Origin of the sequence: Brevundimonas sp. (assembly GCF_027484365.1) — a bacterium.
GTDB lineage: Bacteria > Pseudomonadota > Alphaproteobacteria > Caulobacterales > Caulobacteraceae > Brevundimonas.
In genome coordinates this window covers 38,973-64,127 of sequence record NZ_JAIXTC010000009.1, presented here as the reverse complement: position 1 = coordinate 64,127, position 25,155 = coordinate 38,973, and the positions used below count along the sequence as shown (strand labels likewise).

At 67.3% G+C, this 25,155-nt stretch carries 23 protein-coding genes and 3 tRNA genes; 8 read left to right on the top strand and 18 right to left on the bottom strand.

Annotated elements, in window-relative coordinates; all coding sequences use genetic code 11:
* Positions 1 to 253, bottom strand: a 253-nt coding sequence (locus tag Q0044_RS04140) for a hypothetical protein (RefSeq protein WP_298159942.1), incomplete at its 3' end; no start/stop codon positions are given.
* A gap of 134 nt (positions 254 to 387) precedes the next feature.
* Positions 388 to 4,503 carry a DNA-directed RNA polymerase subunit beta gene (rpoB, locus tag Q0044_RS04135; protein WP_298159940.1) on the bottom strand — a complete coding sequence of 1,372 codons (4,116 nt, stop codon included), beginning with the start codon at positions 4,501 to 4,503 and terminating at the stop codon, positions 388 to 390.
* A gap of 387 nt (positions 4,504 to 4,890) precedes the next feature.
* Here rpoB and Q0044_RS04130 point away from each other — a divergent pair, with 387 nt between their 5' ends.
* The 5 genes from Q0044_RS04130 (at position 4,891) to Q0044_RS04110 (ending at position 10,960) form a co-directional block, all read left to right on the top strand.
* Positions 4,891 to 5,256, top strand: a complete 366-nt coding sequence (locus tag Q0044_RS04130; RefSeq protein WP_298159937.1) for a YciI family protein — start codon at positions 4,891 to 4,893, stop codon at positions 5,254 to 5,256.
* A 9-nt stretch (positions 5,257 to 5,265) separates the two neighbouring features.
* Positions 5,266 to 6,492 carry an RNA polymerase sigma factor gene (locus Q0044_RS04125; RefSeq protein WP_298159934.1) on the top strand — a complete coding sequence of 409 codons (1,227 nt, stop codon included), beginning with the start codon at positions 5,266 to 5,268 and terminating at the stop codon, positions 6,490 to 6,492.
* A gap of 33 nt (positions 6,493 to 6,525) precedes the next feature.
* On the top strand, positions 6,526 to 7,047 hold the full coding sequence (locus tag Q0044_RS04120) for an FKBP-type peptidyl-prolyl cis-trans isomerase (protein ID WP_298159931.1): 522 nt from the start codon (positions 6,526 to 6,528) through the stop codon (positions 7,045 to 7,047).
* Positions 7,048 to 7,153: 106 nt separating this feature from the next.
* Positions 7,154 to 9,076 carry a M61 family metallopeptidase gene (locus tag Q0044_RS04115; RefSeq protein ID WP_298159929.1) on the top strand — a complete coding sequence of 641 codons (1,923 nt, stop codon included), beginning with the start codon at positions 7,154 to 7,156 and terminating at the stop codon, positions 9,074 to 9,076.
* Positions 9,077 to 9,193: 117 nt separating this feature from the next.
* Positions 9,194 to 10,960, top strand: a complete 1,767-nt coding sequence (locus Q0044_RS04110) for a patatin-like phospholipase family protein (protein ID WP_298159926.1) — start codon at positions 9,194 to 9,196, stop codon at positions 10,958 to 10,960.
* 17 nt (positions 10,961 to 10,977) lie between these two features.
* Here Q0044_RS04110 and Q0044_RS04105 read toward each other — a convergent pair.
* From Q0044_RS04105 to Q0044_RS04045, 13 genes are all read right to left on the bottom strand, one after another.
* Positions 10,978 to 11,054 (bottom strand) — tRNA-His (locus Q0044_RS04105).
* 185 nt (positions 11,055 to 11,239) lie between these two features.
* A complete protein-coding gene (locus Q0044_RS04100) occupies positions 11,240 to 11,959 on the bottom strand; it encodes a TonB family protein (RefSeq protein WP_298159921.1) in 720 nt (239 codons plus the stop codon).
* A gap of 8 nt (positions 11,960 to 11,967) precedes the next feature.
* A complete protein-coding gene (locus Q0044_RS04095; RefSeq protein WP_298159919.1) occupies positions 11,968 to 12,405 on the bottom strand; it encodes a biopolymer transporter ExbD in 438 nt (145 codons plus the stop codon).
* Between the two features lie 5 nt (positions 12,406 to 12,410).
* Positions 12,411 to 13,307 (bottom strand): tonB-system energizer ExbB, encoded by an 897-nt coding sequence (gene exbB, locus Q0044_RS04090; RefSeq protein ID WP_298159916.1) that lies wholly within the window; start codon positions 13,305 to 13,307, stop codon positions 12,411 to 12,413.
* Positions 13,308 to 13,830: 523 nt separating this feature from the next.
* Positions 13,831 to 13,906, bottom strand: a tRNA-Phe gene (locus tag Q0044_RS04085).
* A 63-nt stretch (positions 13,907 to 13,969) separates the two neighbouring features.
* A complete protein-coding gene (locus Q0044_RS04080; RefSeq protein ID WP_298159913.1) occupies positions 13,970 to 14,137 on the bottom strand; it encodes a DNA gyrase inhibitor YacG in 168 nt (55 codons plus the stop codon).
* 4 nt (positions 14,138 to 14,141) lie between these two features.
* Positions 14,142 to 15,173, bottom strand: coding sequence for a ribonuclease E/G (locus Q0044_RS04075; protein WP_298159911.1), 1,032 nt, complete (start codon positions 15,171 to 15,173; stop codon positions 14,142 to 14,144).
* Positions 15,170 to 15,748, bottom strand: a complete 579-nt coding sequence (locus Q0044_RS04070) for a Maf family protein (RefSeq protein ID WP_298159908.1) — start codon at positions 15,746 to 15,748, stop codon at positions 15,170 to 15,172. Before Q0044_RS04070 ends, Q0044_RS04075 begins: the two co-directional genes overlap by 4 nt.
* A gap of 9 nt (positions 15,749 to 15,757) precedes the next feature.
* A complete protein-coding gene (gene infA, locus Q0044_RS04065) occupies positions 15,758 to 15,976 on the bottom strand; it encodes a translation initiation factor IF-1 (protein WP_008261544.1) in 219 nt (72 codons plus the stop codon).
* Between the two features lie 139 nt (positions 15,977 to 16,115).
* Positions 16,116 to 16,580, bottom strand: coding sequence for a UPF0262 family protein (locus Q0044_RS04060; protein WP_298159905.1), 465 nt, complete (start codon positions 16,578 to 16,580; stop codon positions 16,116 to 16,118).
* Positions 16,577 to 17,077 carry a DUF2948 family protein gene (locus tag Q0044_RS04055; protein WP_298159902.1) on the bottom strand — a complete coding sequence of 167 codons (501 nt, stop codon included), beginning with the start codon at positions 17,075 to 17,077 and terminating at the stop codon, positions 16,577 to 16,579. The genes Q0044_RS04060 and Q0044_RS04055 overlap by 4 nt, the downstream gene beginning before the upstream one ends.
* Positions 17,067 to 18,371: a UDP-N-acetylglucosamine 1-carboxyvinyltransferase gene (murA, locus tag Q0044_RS04050; RefSeq protein ID WP_298159900.1), complete on the bottom strand. Its 1,305-nt coding sequence runs from the start codon at positions 18,369 to 18,371 to the stop codon at positions 17,067 to 17,069. The genes Q0044_RS04055 and murA overlap by 11 nt, the downstream gene beginning before the upstream one ends.
* A 116-nt stretch (positions 18,372 to 18,487) precedes the next feature.
* Positions 18,488 to 18,664, bottom strand: a complete 177-nt coding sequence (locus Q0044_RS04045) for a hypothetical protein (RefSeq protein ID WP_298159897.1) — start codon at positions 18,662 to 18,664, stop codon at positions 18,488 to 18,490.
* A 94-nt stretch (positions 18,665 to 18,758) separates the two neighbouring features.
* Here Q0044_RS04045 and Q0044_RS04040 point away from each other — a divergent pair.
* Positions 18,759 to 18,833, top strand: a tRNA-Thr gene (locus Q0044_RS04040).
* Between the two features lie 101 nt (positions 18,834 to 18,934).
* Here the strand turns inward: Q0044_RS04040 and Q0044_RS04035 are convergent.
* Both Q0044_RS04035 and msrB read right to left on the bottom strand, forming a co-directional pair.
* On the bottom strand, positions 18,935 to 19,531 hold the full coding sequence (locus tag Q0044_RS04035; protein ID WP_298159895.1) for a hypothetical protein: 597 nt from the start codon (positions 19,529 to 19,531) through the stop codon (positions 18,935 to 18,937).
* A 73-nt stretch (positions 19,532 to 19,604) separates the two neighbouring features.
* Positions 19,605 to 20,087, bottom strand: a complete 483-nt coding sequence (msrB, locus tag Q0044_RS04030; protein ID WP_298159971.1) for a peptide-methionine (R)-S-oxide reductase MsrB — start codon at positions 20,085 to 20,087, stop codon at positions 19,605 to 19,607.
* A gap of 318 nt (positions 20,088 to 20,405) precedes the next feature.
* On the opposite strand from msrB, the gene Q0044_RS04025 reads away from it, so the two are divergent.
* On the top strand, positions 20,406 to 20,876 hold the full coding sequence (locus tag Q0044_RS04025; protein WP_298159893.1) for a GNAT family N-acetyltransferase: 471 nt from the start codon (positions 20,406 to 20,408) through the stop codon (positions 20,874 to 20,876).
* Between the two features lie 233 nt (positions 20,877 to 21,109).
* Here Q0044_RS04025 and Q0044_RS04020 read toward each other — a convergent pair whose 3' ends face one another.
* A complete protein-coding gene (locus tag Q0044_RS04020) occupies positions 21,110 to 22,600 on the bottom strand; it encodes a hypothetical protein (RefSeq protein WP_298159891.1) in 1,491 nt (496 codons plus the stop codon).
* 162 nt (positions 22,601 to 22,762) lie between these two features.
* Here Q0044_RS04020 and Q0044_RS04015 point away from each other — a divergent pair, with 162 nt between their 5' ends.
* Positions 22,763 to 24,745: an acetyl-CoA carboxylase biotin carboxylase subunit gene (locus Q0044_RS04015; RefSeq protein WP_298159887.1), complete on the top strand. Its 1,983-nt coding sequence runs from the start codon at positions 22,763 to 22,765 to the stop codon at positions 24,743 to 24,745.
* Positions 24,746 to 25,155 lie beyond the last annotated feature (410 nt).

Genomic DNA, 25,155 nt, shown 5'->3' with positions numbered 1-25,155 from the left:
TGATGCCCTTGTATTTCATGCGCTTGTACTTGCCGCACAGGCATTCGTAGTCCTTGGTCGGGCCAAAGATACGGGCGCAGAACAGGCCGTCACGCTCGGGCTTGAACGTGCGGTAGTTGATGGTCTCGGGCTTCTTGATCTCGCCGAACGACCACGAACGGATCTTTTCGGGAGACGCGAGAGCGATCTTGATCTGGTCGAAGGTCGGGGTGACCGGGACCGCGTTGAAGATGTTCAGGACTTCCTGGTTCATCTTGGATTCCTTGCTGCGGACAGAGCCGCGATAAATCTAGTGGCGAGTGGCGAGTGGCTGGTGGCGAGAAGGGCGGCGGTGGCGAGTGACGCGGCGAAATCTCGCCACTCGTCACTCGCCACTCGCCACTCGCGTCAGCTGTTCTCCAGCTCCACGTTCAGACCCAGCGAACGCATTTCCTTGATGAGAACGTTGAAGCTCTCGGGAATGCCGGCCTCGAAGCTGTCGTCGCCGCGGACGATGGCCTCGTAGACCTTGGTCCGGCCGGCCACGTCGTCGGACTTCACCGTCAGCATCTCCTGCAGGGTGTAGGCGGCGCCGTAGGCTTCCAGCGCCCAGACCTCCATCTCCCCGAAGCGCTGACCGCCGAACTGCGCCTTGCCGCCCAGCGGTTGCTGGGTGACCAGCGAGTACGGGCCGATGGAGCGGGCGTGGATCTTGTCGTCGACCAGGTGGTGCAGCTTCAGCATGTAGATGTAGCCGACCGTGACCGGACGCTTGAACTGCTCGCCGGTCTGACCGTCATAGACGATCGACTGACCGGAGCGCTCCAGGCCCGCCTTCTCCAGCAGGTCCTCGATGTCCGAGATGTGGGCGCCGTCGAACACCGGGGTGGCGAACGGAACGCCCTTGGACAGGTTCTGCGCCAGCTCGACCAGCTCGTGCTCTTCCTGCGGCAGAGGGGTGTCCTCGCCGTAGATGCCGGTCAGGTGATCGATCAGGGCCTGCTTCTGGCCGCCGCCCTGCCAGGCTTCGAGCAGACCCTGGATCTGCTTGCCCAGGCCCGCGGAGGCCCAACCCAGGTGGGTTTCGAAGATCTGGCCGATGTTCATGCGCGACGGCACGCCCAGCGGGTTCAGAACGACGTCGACCGAGGTCCCGTCCTCGAGGTGCGGCATGTCCTCGATCGGCAGGATCTTGGAGATGACGCCCTTGTTGCCGTGACGGCCGGCCATCTTGTCGCCGGGCTGAAGCTTGCGCTTCACGGCTACGAAGACCTTGACCATCTTCATCACGCCCGGGGGCAGTTCGTCGCCGCGTTGCAGCTTCTCGACCTTGTCCTCGAAGCGACGGTCCAGAGCCTTGCGCTGGTCCTCGAAGGCCTTCTTCATGGCCTCGAGTTCGCCCATGGCCTTCTCGTCGTCGAGGGCGATCTGCCACCACAGACCGCGCGAAAGCTCGCCCAGCTTGGCTTCGGTGACTTCTCCGCGACCCAGGCCCTTCGGACCCGAGACGGCGTTCTTGCCGGTCAGCAGCGGACGCAGGCGGCCGTAGACGTTGCGTTCCAGGATCGCGAGCTCGTCGTCGCGGTCCTTGCCCAGGCGTTCGATCTCGTCGCGTTCGATCGACATGGCGCGCTCGTCCTTGTCGACGCCGTGGCGGTTGAACACGCGCACGTCGACGATCGTGCCGGCGACGCCGGGCGGCAGGCGCAGGGAGGTGTCACGGACGTCCGAAGCCTTCTCGCCGAAGATGGCGCGCAGCAGCTTCTCTTCCGGCGTCATCGGGCTTTCGCCCTTCGGCGTCACCTTGCCGACCAGGATGTCGCCCGGCTGGACCTCGGCGCCGATGGCCACGATGCCGGCCTCGTCGAGGTTGCGCAGGGCTTCCTCGCCGACGTTCGGGATGTCGCGGGTGATTTCTTCCGGCCCGAGCTTCGTATCACGCGCCATCACCTCGAATTCCTCGAGGTGGATCGAGGTGAAGACGTCGTCGCGCACGATGCGCTCCGAGATCAGGATCGAGTCCTCGAAGTTGTAGCCGTTCCACGGCATGAAGGCGACGAGGGCGTTCCGGCCCAGGGCTAGTTCGCCCAGGTCCGTCGACGGGCCGTCGGCGATCACGTCGCCGACCTTCACCTCATCGCCCACGCGCACGATCGGGCGCTGGTTGATGCAGGTCGACTGGTTGGAACGCTGGAACTTCGACAGGCGATAGATGTCGACGCCCGAACGGCCGGCGTCCTGTTCGTTCGTGGCGCGAACCACGATCCGGGTGCCGTCAATCTGCTCGACCACGCCGTCGCGGCGGGCCACGACCACGGCGCCCGAGTCACGGGCCACCACGGCTTCCATGCCCGTGCCGACCAGCGGCGCATCGGACTGGACCAGGGGCACGGCCTGACGCTGCATGTTCGCGCCCATCAGCGCGCGGTTGGCGTCGTCGTTTTCCAGGAAGGGGATCAGGGCGGCGGCGACCGAAACGACCTGTTTCGGCGACACGTCCATCATGTCGACGTCGGCCTTGATCAGCAGCTGCGATTCACCGTTGATCCGGCCGGGGACCAGATCGTCGACGATCTCGCCGTTGTTCAGCTGAATGTTGGCCTGGGCGATCGTGTACTTGGATTCCTCCATGGCCGAAATGTAGACCACCTCGTTCTGGGCCATGCCGTCCTTCACGCGACGGTAAGGGCTCTCGATGAAGCCGTACTTGTTCACGCGGGCGTGGGTGGCCAGCGAGTTGATCAGGCCGATGTTCGGGCCTTCCGGCGTTTCGATCGGGCAGATGCGGCCGTAGTGGGTCGGGTGAACGTCGCGGACCTCGAAGCCGGCGCGCTCGCGCGTCAGACCGCCCGGGCCAAGCGCCGAAAGGCGACGCTTGTGGGTGATCTCGGACAGCGGGTTCGTCTGGTCCATGAACTGCGACAGCTGCGACGAGCCGAAGAATTCACGCACCGAGGCGGCGGCCGGCTTGGCGTTGATCAGGTCGTGCGGCATCACCGTGTCGATATCGACCGACGACATACGCTCCTTGATCGCGCGTTCCATGCGCAGCAGGCCGACGCGGTACTGGTTTTCCAGCAGTTCGCCGACCGAACGGACCCGGCGGTTGCCCAGGTTGTCGATGTCGTCGATCTCGCCGCGGCCGTCCTTCAGGCCGACGAGGATCTGCAGGACCTTCAGCACGTCATCCTTCTGCAGGACGCGGATTTCGTCGGACACTTCCGGCGTTTCCAGACGCATGTTCATCTTGACCCGGCCCACGGCGGACAGGTCGTAACGCTCGCTGTCGAAGAACAGGGAGTTGAACATGGCTTCGGCGGCTTCCGGGGTCGGCGGCTCGCCCGGACGCATCACGCGATAGACGTCGAACAGGGCGTCCTCGCGGCCGGTGTTCTTGTCGACGCGCAGGGTGTTGCGCATGTAGGCGCCGACCGTGACGTGGTCGATGTCCAGCACGTCGATGGTGGTGAAGCCCTTGCCTTCCAGCAGTTCGATGGTCGGCGCGTCCAGCTCGTCGCCGGCCTCGGCGTAGATCTCGCCGGTCTCGTAGTTGACGGCGTCGGCAGCCAGATAGCGGGTCACCAGGGCGTCGGCCGCCAGCGACAGGGACTTGGTGGTGTCGCCCAGCTTCTTGGCGGCGCGTGCCGAGATCTTCTGCCCGGCCGAGGCGACGACTTCACCGGTGTCGGCGTCGACCAGATCGAACTCGGGTTTCACGCCCTTCCAGCGATCGGCCTTGTAGGGGGTGACCCAGCCTTCGCCGCGCTTCTCGTAGGGCACGGTTTCGTAGAAGGTGCGCAGGATCTCCTCGCCGTCCATGCCGAGGGCATAGAGGAAGGTGGTCGCCGGCAGCTTGCGGCGACGGTCGATACGCACGAACACCACGTCCTTGGCGTCGAACTCGAAGTCGAGCCACGAGCCGCGGTACGGGATCACGCGGGCGGCGAACAGCAGCTTGCCCGACGAGTGGGTCTTGCCCTTGTCGTGGTCGAAGAAGACGCCCGGCGAACGGTGCATCTGCGAAACGATCACCCGCTCGGTGCCGTTGACGATGAAGGTCCCCTTGTCCGTCATCAGGGGGATGTCCCCCATGTAGACGTCCTGTTCCTTGATGTCCTTGACCGAGCGCGCGCCCGTTTCCTCGTCCGCTTCAAAGACGATCAGGCGCAGCTTGACCTTCAGCGGCGCGGCATAGGTCATGTCGCGCTGGATGCATTCCTCGACGTCGTACTTCGGGTCCTCGAACTCGTAGGACACGTATTCCAGCACGGCGCGTTCGTTGAAGTCCTTGATCGGGAAGACCGACTTGAAGACGGCCTCGATGCCCTGTTCCTTGCGGACGCCCGGACGCACCTCGCGCTGCAGGAACTGTTCGTAGGAGGCGCGTTGAACCTCGATCAGGTTCGGCATCGCCACCGCCTCGGGGATACGCCCGAAGGATTTGCGGATGCGCTTCTTGCCGGTAAAGGTCGTGGCCGATGCGATCTGACCGTTGATGGTGAGACCGTTCAGGACGTCAGTCATTCTGTTTTCCCATTCGCGGATCCGGGGGAGACCACGCGCAAAATGCAGTAGCCACGGCGATGCGAGCGGGCATGCCGTGACAATCGGTTTCGGCCTCCACCCTCGATCCCTGCGGGATCAGGAGGCCTGAAATCTGAGAAGCTCCCTGGGGGAAGGAGCCACGCCTTCGCTCGGTCGGAGGGCGACGGACCGGGCCTCGGCGCTTTCGCGCAGACTCATGGGGAGTGGTGCGGAACGCGGACATATACGCGCTTCGCGGGCGAAATAAAGGCCTTCTTGACTTTTTCGCAGCGGCCCTGTCGATCCGCGCCACCCTCGCGCGTCTTCCTCTTGTCGTGCAGGATCGGAGTGTCCGATCAGGCGACCGCAAAACCGGAGGCTGACCCCATGCAATACGCCCTTCTCATTCACGAGCCCCAGGCCGAGTCCTATCCCGACGGCGACAGCGGCCAGGCCTGGCTCGACATCGTCGCCGCCCATAACGCCTACGGCCAGGAGATGGGCGCCGCCGGCGTCATCGTCGGCGGGGCGGGCCTGAAGAGCCCCGACACCGCCACCACGGTCCGTGTCACACCCCAGGGCCGCACCGTCCACGACGGCCCGTTCGCCGAGACGCGCGAACAGCTCGGCGGCCTCTACATGATCGACGTGCCGGACCTCGACGCCGCCATCGAATGGGCGAAAAAGCTGCCGATCGCCAAGACGGGCTCGATCGAGATCCGCCCCATGCTGTCCCCGCCGTCGCAGGACTGATCCGTCCCGGTGAGCCGTCTCCTCGACCAGACGTTCCGGGACGCCGGCGGCCGGGTGGTCTCCGCCCTCGCCGCCGCCTTCCGCGATCTCGATCTGGCCGAGGAGGCCTTCGCCGAGGCCTGCGCCCGCGCGGCGGAGAAATGGGGAGACGCCCCCCCGGCCGACCCTGCCGCATGGCTCTATGCGGTCGCCCGCCGCTGGGCGCTCGACCGTTTCCGCCGCCGCGCCACCGCCGCCGCCTGGCGCCCCGACGACGCCCCGCCGGAACCCACGCCCGAGGACCATGTCATGGCGCTCGACGAGCCCATACCCGACGAGCGGCTGCGGCTGATCTTCGTCTGCTGCCATCCGGCGGTCAGTCCCGACGCCCGCGCGGCCCTGACGCTGCGCACGGTCTGCGGCCTGTCGACAGCCGAGGTCGCGGCCGCCTTCCTGACGCCCGAGCCCACCCTGGCCCAAAGGCTGGTCCGCGCCAAACGCAAGATCGCCGACGCCGGCGTCCCCTTCGACGTCCCTTCCTCCGATCGCTGGCCGGAGCGGATGGACGCGGTCCTGTCCACGCTCGAAATCGCCTACGCCCAGGCCCATGCCGACGCGGCGGGCGCCGGTCCCCACGCCGACTTCGCGTCGGAAGTGGTCAAGCTGACCGCCCTTCTCGCCCGTCTCGCGCCCGGGGACGCCGAGGTCCAGGCGCTGGCCGCCACGACACGCTATGCCGAAGCCCGCCGACCGGCCCGTCTCGACAGCGAAGGCGCCATGTTTCCTCTCACCGATCAGGACCCGGCCGATTGGGACGCCGCCCTGCTGGCAGAGGCCGAGCGCTTTCTCCGCGCATCGGCGGCGGCCTCCAGGGCCCGCCGGACCCTGCCGGGTCCGCGCGCCCTCCAGGCCGCCATTCACGGGGCCCATGCCGATCGGGCCCGGACCGGCAGGAGCGACTGGGCCGCCATCCTCGGCCTTTACAGCCTGCTGCTGTTGCAACGCGACGACCCGGTGGTCCGCACCAATCGCGCCGTCGCCCTCGCGGAGGTCGAGGGTCCGGCCGTGGCCCTGGAGGCCCTGCTGTCCATTGAGGTGGACGGGTGGCTTCCGCTCCACGCCGCTCGCGCCGAAATGTTCACCCGACTGGGCCGGGCGGCCGATGCCCGGCAGGAGTATGCGGCTGCCCTGGCCCTGTCGCCGTCGCCGGCCGAGGCCCTGTTCCTCCGGCGGCGGCACGACAGTCTGTCCGGATAGCCGAGCGCCCGGACGCCTGCTAAGCCTGACGTCATGAAACGTATCGTCGCGACCGTCCTTGCCCCGATCCTCGGAGCCACCGCCCTCGCCGCCTGCGCCACAGCGCCCGACGAGATCGTCGTCACCACCAACGACCGGCCTGTCTACTCGACGCCCGAGCAGTACGAGGCCGGCCAGGCCGCCTACCTCGCCTGGAACGGCGCCCGTCGCGGCTGGACCACCACGGCCTCGGGCCTCCAGTACCGCCGCGAAGGCGCCGCCCACCCCGAGGGCGCGCAGCCGACCGCGACCTCGACCGTTCGCGTCCACTACGAAGGAACCTTCATCGACGGCCGGAAGTTCGACAGCTCGTATGACCGGGGCGAGCCGGCCGAGTTCCCGCTGAATCGCGTCATCAAGGGCTGGACCGAAGGCGTCGCCCTGATGCGCGCCGGCGAGACCTTCTATTTCGCCATCCCCGCGTCGCTCGGATACGGCGACCGCTGGGTCGGCGGCGACGAACTCCCGCCCAACTCGACCCTCCTGTTCAAGGTCGAACTGCTGGAAGTGAAGTAGGCAATGCTCCCTCTCCCGGAGGGAGAGGGAAACCGTTTCGCTTGACGGATTGTCGCACCCGGCGCTCATGTGCGCGCCTGTTTACCCTCGCCGGACTTCCAGCATCATGAAGCGTCTCGCCGTCTCCGCCTGTCTGGCGGCCCTACTGCTCGCCTCGGCCGCCCCGGCTTTCGCCCAGACGCCGCCCACGCCCCAGTCCATCCCCGCCGTCGTCGACCGCGCCTGGCCCGGCGTCGTCCGCCTCGATGTCGACGCGACCGATCTGAACCGCCGCATCTATCGCGTGCGCGAGACCATCCCGGTCGAGGCCGCCGGTTCGATGACCCTGTTCTTCCCCGAATGGCTGCCCGGCAACCACGGCCCCGTCGGACCGATCACCCAGCTGGCCGGCCTCACCTTCACGGCGAACGGCCAGCGAGTGGAGTGGGTCCGTGATGCCCTCAGTCCGTTCGCCTTCCACATCGTCGTTCCGGCCGGTGCGACCGAGCTGGTGGCCGAGTTCCAGCATCTGTCGCCGACGACGGACGCCCAGGGCCGGATCACGATGACGGCCGAGATGCTGAACATCCAGTGGGAGAAGATGCTGCTCTACCCCGCCGGCCGCTTCCACCGGAACGTCACCGTCCAGGCCAGCGTGACCCTGCCCGACGGGTGGGAATACGGCACGGCGCTGCGCCCCGAAGGCAAGGCCGGCGACATGACAACCTTCCAGCCGGTTCCGCTGGATGTCCTCGTCGACAGCCCGATGTTCGCCGGTGAGCACTATCGCCAGATCGATCTCGATCCGGGCGGCCGTTCGCCCGTCCTCCTCAACATCGTCGCCGACGCCGAGGCGAATATCGCCCCGACCGACGACCAAGTCGGCATTCTCCGCAGCCTCGTCCAGCAGGCCGACCGCCTGTTCGGCGCACGCCACTACGACCATTATGACTTCCTGCTCGCCATGACGGAGCGGATGGGCGGCATCGGTCTGGAGCATCACCGCTCATCGGAGAACAGCGTCGATCCGGGCTTCTTCACCGACTGGGAATCGAAGCTCGGCGACCGTGACCTGCTGGCCCACGAATACACCCACTCCTGGGACGGCAAGTACCGCCGTCCGGCGGGCCAGGATGTCGCCAACTTCAACCTGCCCATGCAGAATGAACTTCTGTGGGTCTACGAGGGCCAGACCCAGTTCTGGGGCAAGGTCCTGGCCGCCCGCTCGGGCCTGCACAGCCGCCAGCAGGCGCTGGACGCCCTGGCCATGGACGCCGCCACCTATGACACGACCGTCGGCCGCGAATGGCGGGCGATGCAGGACACGGTCAACGATCCGATCATCTCCCAGCGCCGCCCGATCGGCTGGCGCTCCTGGCAGCGCAGCGAGGACTACTATGTCGAGGGCCAGCTGATCTGGCTCGACGCCGACACCCTGATCCGCGAGGGCACCGATGGTCGCAAGTCGCTCGACGACTTCGCGCGCGCCTTCTTCGGCGTCGAGGACGGCGCCTTCGACGAGAACCCCTATACCTTCGAGACCGTGGTCGAGACGCTGAACGGCGTCATGGAGCATGACTGGGCGACCTTCCTGCGCACCCGTCTGGACGGCCACGGCCCGGGCGCCCCGTTGGACGGTCTGGCGCGCGGCGGCTATCGCCTCGTCTACACCGACACGATGAGCGACTATCAGAAGACGCTCTGGGGCGAGTACGGCCGCAACGACTTCATCTATTCGCTCGGCTTCATGACCGGCACGGACAACACGATCTCGAGCGTCATGTGGAACGGCCTTGCCTTCCAACAGGGCCTGGCGATCGGCATGCAGGTCATCGCCGTCAACGGCGAGGCCACCACCTCGGGAAACCTCGCAGCTGCGGTCACGACTGCGAAGGGCACGGCCGAAAAAATCGAACTCATCGTCCGCGACGGTACCCACTACCGGACGGTGATCTTCGACTACCACGACGGGCTGAAGTACCCGCACCTGGAGCGGATCGAAGGCACGCCGGATCGGCTGGGCGACCTGTTCACGGCAAGGCGGCGCTAGGCCTATCCCTCTCCCGGAGGGAGAGGGAACTCCCTCTTGCCCCCCGCCCCAAACCGCCGTTAATCCAGTCCCACCGACCGGCCTGGTCCGGCCGCCAGCCACGGCGACGATACCCGCATGAGCACATCCCGCCACGACAATCTCGAAGCGGCGCTGGCGCGGGTTTTCGAGGACCAGAACACCCGGGCCAGCTGGTTCGCCCTGACCGGCGGAGAGCTGCTGTTCTCGGCCGGAGACGAGCCCGACAGTCTCTATCTCGTTCGTTCGGGCCGGCTCGGCGTCTTCCGCCAGGACGACGACCAGCCGCCCCAGTTCCTCGGCGTCATCAAGCCGGGCGAGCCCGTCGGCGAGATGGCCCTGATCGCCGGCACCCCCCATTCGGCCAGCGTCGTGGCCCTGCGCGACTCCGAGATCCTCGCCCTGCCGCGCGAGGTCTTCTTCGAAGCCGTTCGCACCCAGCCCGAGGTGATGATCGAGTTGTCGCGGCTGATGCTGCATCGGGCCCGCGAGCGCGCGCCGGGCGTCACCGAACCCAGCGTCTTCGGCTTCATCTCCGTGCGCGGCCGCCCCATCCGCCCCTTTGTCGACCGCGTCGCCGCGGCTGTGGAGGCGCAGGGCAAGACCTGTCAGGTCATCGACCATTCGGCCCTGTCCTCGGTCTCCGAATGGTTCTCGCGCATGGAGGACACCCATGACTTCGTCCTCTATGTCGCCGAGCTGGACGAGCCGTCCTGGGCCAACCTCTGCGCCCGCCAGGTGGACCGACTGTTCCTGGTCGGCGACGCCCTGACCGCTCCCCCATCCAACATTCCGATCCGAACGGCGCACGGCCTGCAGCAGTTCACCGATCTGATCCTGCTGCGCGATCCGCGCATGCGCCGTCCGGCAAATACCGCCGTCTGGCTGGACAAGATCAACCCGGGTCGCTGGTTCCACGCCATCGAGGGCGACGCCGCCGATGCGGCCCGGATCGCCCGGATCGTCACCGGCACGGCCGTCGGCCTCGTCCTCTCCGGCGGCGGCGCCCGCGCCTACGCCCATATCGGCGCTGTGCGGGCCCTCCACGAAGCCGGGGTGCGGTTCGACTTCCTCGGCGGCTCTTCGATGGGCGCCGTCATCGCCGCCGGTCCGGCCCTGGGCTGGACCGATGATGAGCTCGACGCCCGCATCCGCACCGCCTTCGTCCGCTCGGACCCCCTGTCGGATCTCGCCTTCCCGATGATCGCCATGACCCACGCCGGCAAGGTCGCCGGGCTGCTCCAGGACGCCTATGGCGAGATCGACATCGCCGACATGCCCCTGCCCTTCTTCGCCGTCTCCTCGAACCTGACCAGCGGCCGGATCGAAGTGCACCGTCGGGGTCTGCTGCGGCGGGCCATGCGCGCCTCCATCTCCATCCCCGGCGTCATGCCGCCGGTCGTGATCGACGGCCAGGTGCTGGTGGACGGCGCGGTGATCAAGAACTTCCCGACCGACGTCATGCGCCAGCTGAACGCCGGCCCCATCGTCGGCGTCGACATGTCCCAGATGCGCGGCGTGGATCCTGCGACCCTGGCCAATCCGCCGTCCTGGTGGCGCTGGATCGTCTCGGGCGCGTGGAAGAAGGGTCCGCCGATCGTCTCGGTGCTGATGCGCTCGGCCACCATCACCACGGACGCTGACATGATCAGTTCGCGGGCAGAGGCCGACCTCCTGATCCTGCCGGAACCCGAGGGCTCCGACATCCGCGACTGGAAGGTCTACGAACCTGTGGTCGCGACCGGCCATGCCGCGGCGATCAGCGCACTGTCGAAGCTGGAGGGGCCGATCGAAACCCTTCGCCAGCGGCCCGACGTCACCGCATCACCGCTGGATCAGGACGAGCCCGAACCCGTCGTGGCCTGACGATCGAAGGGTGAGAATGGTACCGCCTCTCAGGCTTGAACTGAGGACCTCCGGTTCCACAAACCGGCGCTCTAACCAACTGAGCTAAGGCGGCACAGCGCGCCCCGATTGTCGGCCGATCGGAGGATCGAACCGGGGAAGGGCGACGCGAGGGGCGTTGTCTAGCGGCGCCACGAGCGGCGATCAAGGCCGCTTTGACACCTGCAAGCCATCCGGCAACGAAAAACGCCCCGAGGTTTCCCTCGGGGCGTCTTCCCTGGTCCGTTTCCGGGCCATGTCCTAGTCCGGCAGGTTGAACCTGACGGTGAAGCGAACCGTACCCCCGGTGGCCACGCCGTCGACCGAACGGGGCGACAGACGGGCGCTGCGGGCGGCAGCCAGGGCGGCGCGACCGAAGCCGGCGCCCGACGGCGTTTCCGAGACGACCGAGCATCCGGAGACGCTGCCGTTCGGGTTGACCGTGCAGCTCAGATCCGCGCTGCCCGACAGGCCGCGCTCGAGAGCGCGATCGGGGTATTGCGGGCGAGGCTGCGAGGCCCAGCTCGGGTTGGTGATCACCGGCGGGCGAACCGGAGCCGGCGGGGCCGGCGGCGGCGGCGGTCCGGGGACGATGACGGGGGGACCCCGATACTCGACCCGGTCTTCCTTCTTCGTCGGCTCGATCGGAAGGGTGATCGGCGGCGGAGGCGCTTGGGTGTTGATCACCGGCGGACGGACCTGCAGCTTGGGCGGCGGCGGGGTGTCCGGCGGAGGCGGAGGCGGCGGCGGCGGCGGGGGCGGCGGGATCGGTTCAACGATCTCGACGTCCACGGCGTCGTCCGAATACTCCTGGATGCGGAGTTCGAACTTGGTCTTCTGAAGGTAGAAGATCATGATCGCGAACAGAACGGTGACCGTTCCGAGGGCGATCAGCCAAACGCCGGGGGAGACCCCCATGAAGCCCTTCTTGCGAGGGGCGTCATAGCGGCTGCGATGATACTCAACGGGTGCGTCTGTCATGTCCGGACCTACTGCGGCGAGTTGTCTTCGCCGACCAGGGCGACGGAATAGAAGCCGTTGTCCTGCAGGGCGTTCATGACCTGCATGAAGTCACCGTAGCGGGTCTGCTGGTCGCCGCGGATGAAGATGCGCTCTTCCTCCGGGTTACGGGTCCGGATCAGGCGCCGCAGGTCGTCCCCGAGCTGTTCAGGGCTGCTGCGTCCGTCACCGATGAAGACGTCGCCATCGTTCTGGATGGAGATGAACACCGGCTTCGGCGGATTCTCCTGGGGCGGTGCGACCGCGGTCGGAAGTTTCACCTCCACCGACACGGTGGCGAGCGGGGCTGCCACCATGAAGATGATGAGGAGGACCAGCATGATATCAACGAAAGGCGTAACGTTGATATCGCTGTTCTGCTCGACGTGATACTTCCCGCCGCCGCCGCCTGAAAGTTTGGCGGCCATCCGTCTTACGCTCCCTTGTCGAGTTGACGCGAGATGGCGTTGATCAGCTCAGCGTTGAAGCCGTCCGAACGGGTGCCGTAAGCCGAGATGCGGGTGTTGAAGTAGTTGTAGAAGATAACGGCCGGGATAGCGGCGAACAGGCCGATACCGGTGGCGAGCAGGGCTTCAGCGATACCCGGGGCGACGACGGCCAGGTTGGTCGTGTTCGACTGGGCGATACCGATGAAGGAGTTCATGATGCCGTAAACGGTGCCGAACAGACCCACGAACGGGCCGGTCGAACCGGTCGAGGCGAGGAACTGCTGACCGCCCGAGAGGCGAGCGGCAAGGCCGGCCTGGACAGCGGCGACGGCTTGCTGAGCGCGCAGCAGGGCCGAGTCGCTGTGGTCGCCATGGATGTTCAGGCCTGCCTGGCGGGACAGTTCGATTTCTTCGGTGGCCGCGGCGGCCATGTCGGCCAGCGGGTTGCCGTCGAACTCGTCGGACGTCGACACGCGACGCATGTCAGCGATCGTCCGGGCGCCGCGGAAGGCTTCCAGGAACTGGTCGGTCTTGCGGTTCAGGCCGCCGAACTCGATCAGTTTGATGAGCAGCAGGGTCCAGGAGAAGATCGAGGCCAGCAGCAGGCCGATCATGACGATCTTAACGACGATGCCGGCTTCCAGGAACATCGAGATCGGCGTGATGCCGCCCGAACCGTGGCCGCCGGAGACGGCGTCGCCGACCGATTCCGGATCGGCTTCGGCAGCGGGAGCGGCCGGAGCCGGGGCGGCGGTGGCCGGAGCGGCGGCGGCAGGAGCCGCGGTCGCGTCAGGGGCTGCCGGGGCTTGCGCCAGAGCCGGCGAGCCCGCCATCAGGACGGCGGCGCCGGCCAGGGCGAGAAGGGTGTTGGTCTTAATCATGTGTCGCCAGTTCCTGCTTTTTTGGTCTGACTCGTGGAACCCAAGGAACGGAGCGCGTCAGGGGCGCTCCGCCCTCTATGAAAACGGTTTTGTCCCGCCGGCCGGCCAGGATGGCCAACGACGGAACGCCTTCTGTCGCATCCGGTTGCCCGAGGGCGCCCATCGGCGGGTTGGTCGAAGCCTTTGAGCACGATGCTCACGGGGCGTTCGGCCGCTCACGCAAAGAAAGCGGTCAAGCTCCTTTGGCGAACCGATAACAGAGCGTCAAGGCTTCAGAGGTGCTTTTCGCCCCGCAAGCGAGCCCCCGACCCAAAACCCCGCAATGTCTTACCACTGCTGCATTTCGGCGTTAGGTTAATCGACCCCGCCGATGCCAAACAGGCATGACAGGCTTACGTTTGGGAATGGCCTGTCAAACACGCGGATTCCGGCGGTCCAGCAGCCGGGATCGGGAGTCTATGCGGTCCCGTGCATCACGGAGCCCACCGGGCGGACGAAGAGTCTGATTTGGGGGAAAAGGGAATGGTGCCTGGAGGCGGGTTCGAACCACCGACACATGGATTTTCAATCCATTGCTCTACCAGCTGAGCTATCCAGGCGCCCGCGCGGAAACGCGAGAGGCGGGTCTATAGGCGAGCCGAAACGGGGTGTCCAGAGCAGGATCAGTCTTCGTTTTCAGGATCGGCGTCGGGGACGCCCTCGTCGGTGTCAGGCAGGACATAGGCCCCCACCAGCCAGCGCTGCAGATCCACATCGGCGCACCGCTTCGAACAGAAGGGCCTGTAGGCCTCGACGGTCGGATTCCTGCGACAGATTGGACAGGTCGCCATTCGTTCAGCCCTCCTCGACGGTGAAACGCCCGGGTGCGACCGCCGGGTCCGCCTTAACCCCTGCGCGCGGACCGAGGCGTGCGACCAGCGATGCCGAGGCTGCGGCGTCCTCGGGCGCGCACCGGGCCGTGAACCGCGGGGCGGTCGTGTCCGACAGCATCCTGTGCCTCAGAGACCGCGCGACATCGATCGCCCGCGTCGCCGGCGCGCGTCGCCGGCCGGCGTCCAGCAGAATCTCCTCCACCGGCCGGGACCGCCACGGCAGGGCCAGCTGCAACAGGCCGAACCGGCTCAGCGGCCCGAGGGTCGCGTCGTCGCCGGCAAAGGCCGCCCTGGCCATCTCCGTGATCTGGGCCGGGTCCAGAGCGGTCCCGACGAGGTCGACGGCGACCAGCCCGCCCCACCCCCTCAGCCGGATCATCCGGGCGGCGTGCATAAGGCCGAGACGATTGGCCTGGGCCCTGCCCTTGCGCGCGTCCCGCCCCGGAAGGTGCGTATAGTCGATGTCCACGGCGATCAGTGCCCGCGTCCGCTGCACCGCCAGGTCCAGCGCCCGGTCGGCGAACACTTCGCCTGGATTGAGGGCGTCTTCCTCGGCCTCCCGGCTCGCCTGAATCGCCTCGACGCCGGTGATCGGCGACAAGCCCGGCGCGAGGAGTCGCAGGCGTTCGGCGACATCGGGCCCGGCAGCGAGCAGACGGGGCCTGCCCTCCCCTGCCCCCAGTCGTTTCAGCGCCGGCCCCTTGGCCTCGCGCCGTTCGGCCGTCACCTCGACCTCGATAATCTCGCCCGCCCGCAGGCTCTCGCCCTTGCCCAGCGGCAGGAAGCCCGAGGGCCCGTCGCACCCCAGATCGACGAAGACGGCCCGGAAGGCGGCGTCGGCCTCGATCACCCGTCCGACGACCCGGGCGCCCAGCCGGTGCTGCGGCGGATCGTCCTCCCTGTGGATGATCAGCCGTTCGAACCGTCCGTCCCGCGCCACGATTCCCCGGATCTCGCCCGGCGTGTCGTCCAGGAAGACCTCGACCCCGCTCATTTGCGCCAGCCGGCGCCCGCCAGCAGGTTGACCGTCTCGGGCAGGGGCAGGCCCATCACGGCCGGATGGCTGCCGATGATCTTCAGCACGAAGGCCGCCGCCGGCCCCTGGATGCCATAGCCCCCGGCCTTGCCCTTCCAGTCACCGCCGGCGACGTAGTCGGAGATCTCGGCGTCCGACAGGCGTTTAATGGCCACGCGGGTGTCCACGACCCGATGCCGCACCGTCTCGCCGGTCGCCACGGCCACACCGGTGAAGACCCGATGGTTCCGGCCCGACAGCAGACGCAGGAATTTCTCCGCCTCCGCCGCATCGACGGGTTTTTCCAGCAGGCGACGTCCCACGGCCACCACCGTATCCGCGGCCAGCACGACGGCGTCCGGCGTCCGCGCGGCGATCGTCAGCGCCTTGGTCCGGGCCAGCCGGACGGCAAGCCGCGAAGGCGTCTCGTCCTTCAGCGGGGTCTCGTCGATGTCGGCGGGATCGATACGATCGGGGATGATCCCGATCAGCGCCAGCAGTTCGATGCGGCGCGGGCTGGCCGAGGCCAGCACCAGTTCCGGCTTGGGGTTCACCCCAGGCCCTTACTTGAAGCGATAGGTGATGCGGCCCTTGGTCAGGTCATAGGGCGTCATCTCGACCAGGACCTTGTCCCCGGCCAGCACGCGGATGCGGTTCTTGCGCATCTTGCCGGCGGTGTGGGCGATGATCTCGTGATCGTTCTCGAGCGTCACGCGGAACGTGGCGTTCGGCAGCAGTTCGCTGACCGTACCGGGAAACTCGAGCAGTTCTTCCTTAGCCATGCGGCCTCTCGCGCCCTTGAATACGAATCAAGGCCCGCGCCGGACGAAAGCGCGAGCCGTAAGAAGTCGGCGCTAATGCACGAAATCCGCGCGTTAGTCGAGTTCTCCTCCCCATCGCTTCGCGACAGGGAGGAGAAAACTACCCGCGGCGATAAAGTGCGCAGACCAGCGTAAACAGCCGCCGCGCCGTCTCGTGGTCGATCTGGACCTTGCCGTCCAGCCGCGCCTTCAGCAGTTCGGCCCCCTCGTTGTGGAGGCCCCGCCGGCCCATGTCGACAGCCTCGATCTGGCTGGCCGACGATCCACGCAGCGCCTCATAGTAGCTGTCGCAGATCATCAGATAGTCCTTCAGCACGCTCTTCAGCGGCGTCAGGCTCAGGGCATAGGTGCGGGTGTAATCGACGCCGGTGATGTCGAAGACCAGCCGGTTGTCCTGCAGCGACAGTTTCAGTCCGTAGGGGCCGCCCTCGGAACCTTCGGGTTCGAAGAGGTTCTTCTCGATCAGGTCGAAGATGGCGACGCGACGCTCGTGCTCGATCTCCGCCGTCGCCGACGGCAGGGTCGCCTCATCCAGGTCGACCGAGGCCAGTCGATGATCGCTCACGCTTCAGCCCCATTGGGAGGAGTGTCCAGATGGGTCGGCGCGACCCGGGCGGGCCAGCGTTCCGACAGGTCCGTCACCACCGCGTCCAGGCATTCGACGTCGACCCTCAGGTCCCCGCCCCCGGCGAACATCAGGATCGCCCGCCCGCCCGGGGCCTCGCCTTCGAAGAAATGGATCGCCAGCAGTTCCAACGGCGCGTCCGGCAGCCTCGGCAGGCCCCGGCTCTTGACCGAGATCACGTCGCCGAACTGCATCGCGGCGCGGACGCGGGTCCCGCCGCATTCCCAGCAGAACCGGCTCAATTCGATGGTCAGACGCCGCGCGCCCTTCTCCCAAACGATGTCCGCGGGCCTCAGGATCGCGTCCTGAAGGGCCGCCGAGATGATGGCCAGGTCCTCGCCGTCCTCGGCCAGCAGGCGCAGGGGCTCGTTCGCTCCGCCGCTGCTCGCAGCCCGGATCGCCTCCTGTTCGTCTCTTTCGACGGCCTCAGTGGTCATCACCCGGTCCTTCGACGGGCGGGCCCTTGACCCGCCGGATATCCGCTCCGCATGCGCCGAGCTTCTCTTCCAGACGCTCGAACCCACGATCCAGATGATAGACGCGACCGATATTGGTTTCACCCTCGGCGACCAGACCCGCGATCACCAGGCTGACGGAGGCCCGCAGGTCCGTGGCCATGACCGGGGCACCCTTGAGCTTCTCGACGCCCGTGACATGGGCCTCGCCCGCATGGACCGAGATCTCGGCCCCGAGCCGCGCCAGCTCCGGCGCATGCATGAACCGGTTCTCGAAGATGTTCTCGTGGATGACGCTGAGGCCGTCGGCCGTGGTCATCAGGGTCATGAACTGGGCCTGCAGGTCGGTCGGGAACCCCGGATAGACCTCGGTCGCCACATTGACGGCTTTCAGACGCTGCGACGGATCGCGCTTCACGATCACCCCGTCGTCGGTCGGGACGATCTCGACCCCCGCCTCGACCATCCGGTCGGTCAGGGCGGTGATCAGCCCGGCCCGACTGTTGGTCAGTCGGACCTCGCCTCCCGCCATGGCGGCGGCGCAGGCATAGGAGCCCATCTCGATCCGGTCCGGGATCACCGACCACTCGCCGCCGTTCAGCGAGGTCACGCCTTCAATGACCAGGGTGTCGGTGTCGATCCCCTCGATCTTCGCGCCCATCATCACCAGACAGCGGGCCAGGTCGCCGATCTCAGGCTCCCGCGCGGCGCGCTTCAGCACCGTCGTTCCCTGCGCCAGGGTCGCGGCCATCAATGTGTGTTCGGTCGCCCCGACCGAGACGAAGGGAAACTCGATCTCGGCCCCGATCAGACCCTTCGGCGCTGTAGCGGAGACATAGCCTTCCTCCAGCTCGATCACCGCCCCGAGGCGCGTCAGGGCGTCGATGTGCAGGTCGACCGGTCGCGCCCCGATCGTGCAGCCGCCCGGCAGCGACACCTTGGCCTGCCCGGTGCGCGCGAGCAGCGGCCCCAGGACGTTGAAGCTGGCCCGCATCTGGCGGACCAGATCATAGGGAGCGAAGGTCGAAGTGATTTCGCGGGCGTCGAACAGGGTCTCCTGTTCCGCGCCATAACCGTTCTCGGTCACCGCGATGCCGAACTGCTGCAGCAGCCGGCCGAGGAACTTTGTATCGGCGAGGCGCGGCATGTTGGTCAGCAGAAGCTTCTGGTCGGTCAGAATCGACGCCGCCATCAGCTTGATGGCCGAGTTCTTGGCCCCGCTGACCGGAATCGATCCGTGAAGCGGGCCGTTGCCGTGAACCGTGATGCTGTCCATGTCGTCCTTGAAGCCGCAAGGATCGACTGTCCCGGCGAGCCGGCTATCTAGCGCGCTCCCCCCGTGTCGCGAAAGGGCCGCCTCCCGCCGATTCGATGACTTTCAGTTGCCGCGCCCTAGTTCCCCGGCCTGTCCCGCTTCGGCTGAACCGCCTTGCGACGCCTGAGATTGTCCCGCAGCGCCCTGGCCAGCCGCGCGGTGCGTTCCGCCCGTTCGATATCCGCCGATGTCCGGGCCGCGGGCGGCGTTGCTTCGGCGGGCGCGGGCGTGGAGGACTCGGGCGGTTCGGTCATGCATCCACTCAGCCTCGGGAAAAGTTTCGGGGCAAGGGAAAATGGGCTTCCCCCCCGGCAGTGGAGTGGCTATACGGCCGCTTCCTCGGAACAGGCCGCCGTAGCTCAGTGGTAGAGCGCATCCTTGGTAAGGCTGAGGTCGTGGGTTCGATTCCCCCCGGCGGCACCACTCCGAAACGATAAGGCCCGGTCGCGAGACCGGGCCTTTTTGGTTTCCAGGCTCAAGCGGCCGGCTCGCCGTGTGGCGAGCGCCAGCCCACAGGGATGTTCTCAGTCCTCGGCGCTGATGATGGGTGTCCGATCGCGCCGGCCCTTGTCCTCGTCCCAGCTGAAGCCGATCGACATCGACCGGGACCGGCCCGGCGCGCCGTACAGCGAATCATAGACGCCGAAGGGCCGGATCCGCGCACCATAGCCGACCTGGTCATAGCCATACTCGCCCGGATAACCCCAGGCCCCATAGCCGTAGCCCGGGTAGCCATAGCCGTTCTTCGTCTGGCTGTAGGCCAGGTCCAGCCGGCCGTTCTCGCCGATCGGCAGGGAGACGCCCACGGACACGGAGGAATAGTCGTTGGTCCCGATCGAACCGCTGACGAAGCCGTGCATCTGGCGATCGTCCTGCGGACCGGCGGTCTCGGCGAACGGCTCAGATTCGGGCGCACGGGCCGCGACCCAGCGGTCGATCTGTTGGCGGGTGGTCAGGTTGTGCGGCGTCACGGCGACGACCTGGGCCGCGTCGGGGCGCGCATCAGTGGTCGGGGCCTCGGCCCCCACCATCACCGCGCCGGCCCCATGCCGCGCAGTCGTGACGACGCCGTCCGGGTCTTCCGAACCCAGGAGGGCGGTCAGGGCGAGGGCGATCAGCATGGGCGGGACTCCGGACTGGCGACCATCCTAACCCGGATTGAGGCCGGACCGTGATGGCTTAGTTTCAGGGGCGTCACGCCACCCCGTCGCCGCGCCCCAGCGGGTCGGGCAGAGGCCGCCCCTCCTCCACGAATTGCAGCGCCACGGAGTTGATGCAGTAACGCAGGCCGGTCGGCGGCGGACCGTCGGGGAAGACATGGCCCTGGTGGCTGCCGCAGCGGGCGCAGGTCGTCTCGGTCCGCACCATGCCGTAGGCGCGGTCCTCGATGGCCGTGACGTGATCCTCCGAGACCGGCTGGGTGAAGCTCGGCCAGCCCGTGCCGCTCTCGAACTTGGTCGTCGCCCGGAACAGCGGCAGGCCGCATTCGCGACAGCAGAACACGCCGGCCCTCTTCTCGCCCAGCAGCACGCCGCAGAACGGCGCCTCGGTGCCGTGGGAGAGCAGGACCCGCTTCTCCTCGGCGTTCAGATCCGCCTCCAGCGCCACGCGCTGCCCTTCGGACGGCGGCGTCAGGTCGTATCCGGCGGCGGACAGGTTCGGGCGGGCGTCGGTGATGTCGGTCATGGACGGGACATGGGGGCAACGCGGCGCGGTTCCAAGTGTCGCGATGCGCACCTCGTATCGTGGGTCTGAGAGGCTGCAAAGTGGACGAGTGAAGCTGTCCGCTTTCGACCCATTGCGGACCTCGGTCGGCATCTTGTCGCGGCCGGCATGCGCCTTTAGGTTTCGAGTGCCCACGGGCAGGAGGTTTTTTGTCAGCTTTCAACCACACCGCCTGATCTAGGCGCGCTCTCGAAGGAGAGCGCCCGAGCAGAGCGCCGACGCTGGAGAACAGCGGGCGCTTCTTCATGCCTGATCACAGCGAGAAAACCGTTGAACAACATCACCATTCGCCAGCTTACAGCGGGCGACCTGACTTCTGCGAAAGACGTTATCGACACCACGGGCCTTTTCCCTGGAGAGATGCTCGACGAAATGGCCGCGCCGTTTCTGACCGGCATCGCACCGGATGATCTCTGGTTCGTCGCCATGGATGCCGAGGTCGTTCTGGGGCTCGTCTACTGCACCCCGGAACGTATGACGGACGGAACCTGGAACCTGCTCCTGATCGCGGTTCGCGAAAGCCAACAAGGCCAGGGCGTTGGGTCCCGGCTGACACGTCACCTCGAACAGACGTTGTCCCAGCGAAACGGGCGCGTGCTTATCGTGGAGACGTCCGGGCTCCCGGACTTCGACCGCACCCGCGCTGTCTACAAGACGCTGGATTACGTCGAGGTGGCTCGGATTCCCGAGTTCTATGCAGCGGGAGAAGACAAGGTCGTCTTCTGGAAGCTACTCCACTAGCGTTCGGGAGGGACGGGGCTTCGGCTCCGTCCTGACCTCCCGGGAAGGAATTTCCGCTTCCCACCCATAGCGAACATCTGCGACGACCGCTCACCGTCGCAGGCCGTGCTGCCTGAAGCGCCCGGCCCAAACGAAAAAGGCCGGGCAAGGTCTCCCCCGCCCGGCCCCATCTCACTCAGACCGCGCTCAAGCCGCGGGCAACCACGTCGCCCGCGTTAGCGCACCAGAATGTATCAGCCGCCGAACAGGGTCGCGACCCAGGTACGCACGGCGTTCTCGTCCGCCGGGTTGCCCGTGTAGGCCAGGCCCTGCGCCGGGGTGAAGGGCGCGTTGTTCGGGCGTTCGCGGCTGGTCCAGGCCTTGTGGCCGTAGCTCAGGTCCGAATAGTTCGACGGCAGGCGGGCCTGGGTCGGCTCGATGAAGATGGTGTCCGTCGCCGTCACCGAACCGGCGATACGGACGTTCGGCAGTTTGGACAGCAGGTCGAGGGTGTCGAGGCAGCCGCCCGAGCAGCCCGCGTCGACCAGAACCACGACCGGACCCTGAACCGGGTTGGCCGCGCCCGTGTCGGCGACGGCGGCGCGTCCCGGCAGGGTGAAGGTCTGCTGACCGGCGGCGAGGGCCGCGTCGAAGGCCGCGACGATTTCCTGCGTCTGGGCAATGACCGGCGCGGCTTCCTGGACGAAGCGCGGGTCGGCCTGCATCCGGCCCAGGGTGTCGGCGTACCAGGTGCGGTTGCCCGGGGTGGCGCGATAGGTGATGGCGCCGGCGGCCGGCTGGCGGCTGACGGTGAACTCCGGGGTCCAGATACGGTTGGCCAGGCCATAGCCGCGCGCGGTCGAGGTGTAGGCCGAGGCGCCCGAGGCGGCGCGCAGGTCCAGCACGAAGCCTTGCGGGCCGCGCAGGGCTGCCGCCTGGCCTTCGACCAGGGAGTTGAAGGCGTCCCAGCCGGCTGAATCGGCGAACGAGTGGACATGCACCCACGGACGGCCGTTGACGGTCTCGACGTTCAGCGGCGTCGCCGGCGGCATATAGACAGTGGCGCGATAGGCGGCCTCGAGGTCACCGGCGACCAGCGGCACGGGGCGCAGTTCGACCGCGCGGGGCCGGGCGCGGGCGTCGCGCTTGAACTCGCAGGTCGAAGGCGTGCCGGCGGCGAACGGGTTGTTGCGGTTCCACAGAAGGTAAGGGGCCGAGGTGACGCGGCCGGCCTCGGTGTCGAGATTGCCCTCCCACTTGTCGAGCTTGGCGCGGGCGTACTCTTCGATCGGCGTCAGGTTGCAGCTGACCACGATCTCGCCGATGCGCGGCGCGTTGCGCGTGCCCGGCTTCACATAGGTCACGACGTACTGGCCGTTGCGCCAGCCGGTCGTGATCCCGGGCCAGCTGATGCCGAAATACGGGCCGAGGCCTTCGAACGACGGGGTGATGGCGATGTTCGAATCGCGGAAGCCGCCGGCGTAGTAGCGCATCAGATAGGCGTGGGCGTCGCCCGAATTGACCTGGCCGATGCGGCCGTTGGCGTCCGCCAGACCGGCATCGAGCCAGCTCCGGAAGGTGTCGCCCGGCGCGCCGGGAATGACGGCTGCGGGGTGGTTGTCACGGAGCGCGTCATGCGCGGCCTGCAGGTCCGTGCGCGCCAGGGCGCGGAAATCCTGCGCGACCGCGGCGGTCGCCGTCAGCATGCAGGCGGCCGCCGAAACGGCGGTCAGAAAGCGGATCATAACGAACTCCAGGCGGGGGATGCGAATGGCTCGGCCGCGAGTTAAAGCCGATGAACCCTGATCTTGCCAAGCGAGAACGGCGCCCGTGTGACGGTTCGCCTCTCGCGCGAGGGAGTGCAGCCCCCGTTTACAGGCTCGCGAGGCCCGCCTACGGATCGCCGCATGTTCTCAAAGATCCTGATCGCGAACCGGGGCGAGATCGCCGTCCGTATCATCAAGACGGCCCGCCGCATGGGCATCGGGACTGTCGTGGTCCACTCCGACGCCGACGCCGGCTCCATGGCCGTCGAGATGGCCGACGAGGCGATCCACATCGGCCCCTCGCCCGCGGCGGAGAGCTATCTGCTGCAGGACAAGATCGTGGACGCGGTCCGCCGCTCGGGGGCCGAGGCGGTCCACCCGGGCTTCGGCTTCCTGTCGGAGAACCCCGTCTTCGCCCGACGGCTAGAGGCCGAGGGCATCGCCTTCATCGGTCCCAACCCCCATGCCATCGAGGCCATGGGCGACAAGATCACGTCCAAGAAGTTCGCCGCCCAGGCCGGGGTCTCCACCGTCCCCGGCTATATGGGGCTGATCGAGTCCGACGAACACGCCCTCCAGATCGCCAACGAGATCGGCTATCCGGTCATGATCAAGGCCTCGGCCGGCGGCGGCGGCAAGGGCATCCGCGTCGCCCACTCCGACGCCGACATGGCCGACGGCTTCTCCGCCGTGAAGGCCGAGGCCCTGACTGCGTTTGGAGACGACCGCGTCTTCCTCGAGAAATTCATCATCGACCCGCGCCACATCGAGATCCAGGTCCTGGGCGACAAGCACGGCAACATCGTCTCCCTGTTCGACCGCGAGTGCTCGATCCAGCGCCGGAACCAGAAGGTCATCGAGGAGGCCCCCTCCCCCCTGCTGGACGACGCCACCCGCAAGGCCATGTCCGAACAAGCTGTCGCCCTCGCCCGCGCCGTGAACTACGACTCGGCCGGCACGGTCGAATTCGTCGCCGGCCAGGACCGCAGCTTCTTCTTCCTCGAGATGAACACCCGGCTCCAGGTCGAGCACCCGGTTACCGAATTGATCACCGGCGTCGATCTGGTCGAACAGATGATCCGCTCGGCCGCCGGAGAGACCATGGCCTTCGGTCAGGACGACCTGAAGATCAACGGCTGGGCCATCGAGAGCCGGATCTACGCCGAGGACCCCTATCGCGGCTTCCTGCCCTCGATCGGCCGCCTCGTCCGCTACGACCAGCCCGAGGAGGGCGAAAAGGACGGCTATACGGTCAGGAACGATTCCGGGGTCCGCGAGGGCGACGAGATCTCCATGTTCTACGATCCCATGATCGCCAAGCTGAACACCTGGGCCCCGACCCGCATCGGCGCGATCGACGGCATGAAGCGGGCGCTCGAAGACACCCATCTTCAGGGCGTCGGCCACAACGTGCCCTTCCTCGCCGCCGTCATGGACCAGGAGCGGTTCCGCTCGGGCGCCCTGTCGACCAGCTACATCAAGGACGAGTTCCCCGAGGGCTTCAAAGGCGCCGCGCCCGACCGTCGCCGCACCGACATCCTGATCGCCACGGCCGCGGCCATGAACGAGATCCTCTCCGAACAGTCCGGCGACCCGTCCGACCGCACCGACTGGATCGTCCTGATCGACCGGGACGCCCACGGCGTCTCACTCGGCTACGACGAGGATGAGGCCCTGACCCTCGACCTCGCCGGCGAGGATCGCGCCCTCCAGCTCTCCGACATCGACTGGCGCCCGGGCCTGGCCCAGTTCCGCGCCGTCCTCGACCACGAGCCCTTCACCGCCGAGGTCGCCCGCATCGCCGACGGCTTCTCGATCCGCACCGGCGCGACCCGCGCCCGCGTCCGCGTCCTCACCCCCCGCATGGCCGAGCTGTTCGCCCGCCTGCCCGAGAAACAGGCCGCCGACACCTCGAAACTGATCCAGTCCCCCATGCCGGGCCTCGTCGTCTCCATCGCCGTGACCGTCGGCCAGGAGGTCAAGGCCGGCGAGACCGTCGCCGTCATCGAGGCCATGAAGATGCAGAACATCCTCAAGGCGGAGCGGGATGGGGTCGTGAAGGCCGTCGGCGCCAAGGCCGGCGATCCGGTGGCTGCGGATGATGTGCTGGTGGAGTTCGCCTAGAACCTTCCTTCCTTTCGTCATTCCGGGCGGAGAGGCGAAGCCTCGCAGACCCGGAACCCAGCGGCGCGCGAGAGCGCGAAACTGTCGCGTTCGCTGAGCCATCGCCTTCGCTGCGCTACGGCGCCGCCCTGTTCCGGGTCTCCGCTACGCTGCGCCCGGAATGACGAAAGGATATGGCCGTCGGAGCGCTCGCCGCTTGATCATCGGCGGATGTGGAACGGGGTTTGGGTGGCCGCTAGCGGTTGCTAGCTAAAATGAGTTTGGCGGTAAGCTAGGTGCCTTCGGCGGGGGAAGCAGCAACGGCCAAGACGGGTTGGTGATGAAATTCCAAGTGTCTGCATCTGCACGCCCTTGCGCTCGCCTACCGTCTATTGCGGCGATGACGAACAGAGCCTCGGGGGGAAGTCGGG

Bases quoted from the DNA above. Each gene is read 5' to 3' on its own strand.
- rpoB (WP_298159940.1), bottom strand. From the start codon at position 4,503: ATGACTGACGTCCTGAACGGTCTCACCATCAACGGTCAGATCGCATCG.
- Q0044_RS04130 (WP_298159937.1), top strand. From the start codon at position 4,891: ATGCAATACGCCCTTCTCATTCACGAGCCCCAGGCCGAGTCCTATCCC.
- Q0044_RS04120 (WP_298159931.1), top strand. From the start codon at position 6,526: ATGAAACGTATCGTCGCGACCGTCCTTGCCCCGATCCTCGGAGCCACC.
- Q0044_RS04115 (WP_298159929.1), top strand. From the start codon at position 7,154: ATGAAGCGTCTCGCCGTCTCCGCCTGTCTGGCGGCCCTACTGCTCGCC.
- Q0044_RS04110 (WP_298159926.1), top strand. From the start codon at position 9,194: ATGAGCACATCCCGCCACGACAATCTCGAAGCGGCGCTGGCGCGGGTT.
- Q0044_RS04100 (WP_298159921.1), bottom strand. From the start codon at position 11,959: ATGACAGACGCACCCGTTGAGTATCATCGCAGCCGCTATGACGCCCCT.
- Q0044_RS04095 (WP_298159919.1), bottom strand. From the start codon at position 12,405: ATGGCCGCCAAACTTTCAGGCGGCGGCGGCGGGAAGTATCACGTCGAG.
- exbB (WP_298159916.1), bottom strand. From the start codon at position 13,307: ATGATTAAGACCAACACCCTTCTCGCCCTGGCCGGCGCCGCCGTCCTG.
- Q0044_RS04080 (WP_298159913.1), bottom strand. From the start codon at position 14,137: ATGGCGACCTGTCCAATCTGTCGCAGGAATCCGACCGTCGAGGCCTAC.
- Q0044_RS04075 (WP_298159911.1), bottom strand. From the start codon at position 15,173: ATGAGCGGGGTCGAGGTCTTCCTGGACGACACGCCGGGCGAGATCCGG.
- infA (WP_008261544.1), bottom strand. From the start codon at position 15,976: ATGGCTAAGGAAGAACTGCTCGAGTTTCCCGGTACGGTCAGCGAACTG.
- Q0044_RS04055 (WP_298159902.1), bottom strand. From the start codon at position 17,077: ATGACCACTGAGGCCGTCGAAAGAGACGAACAGGAGGCGATCCGGGCT.
- murA (WP_298159900.1), bottom strand. From the start codon at position 18,371: ATGGACAGCATCACGGTTCACGGCAACGGCCCGCTTCACGGATCGATT.
- Q0044_RS04045 (WP_298159897.1), bottom strand. From the start codon at position 18,664: ATGACCGAACCGCCCGAGTCCTCCACGCCCGCGCCCGCCGAAGCAACG.
- Q0044_RS04035 (WP_298159895.1), bottom strand. From the start codon at position 19,531: ATGCTGATCGCCCTCGCCCTGACCGCCCTCCTGGGTTCGGAAGACCCG.
- Q0044_RS04020 (WP_298159891.1), bottom strand. From the start codon at position 22,600: ATGATCCGCTTTCTGACCGCCGTTTCGGCGGCCGCCTGCATGCTGACG.
- Q0044_RS04015 (WP_298159887.1), top strand. From the start codon at position 22,763: ATGTTCTCAAAGATCCTGATCGCGAACCGGGGCGAGATCGCCGTCCGT.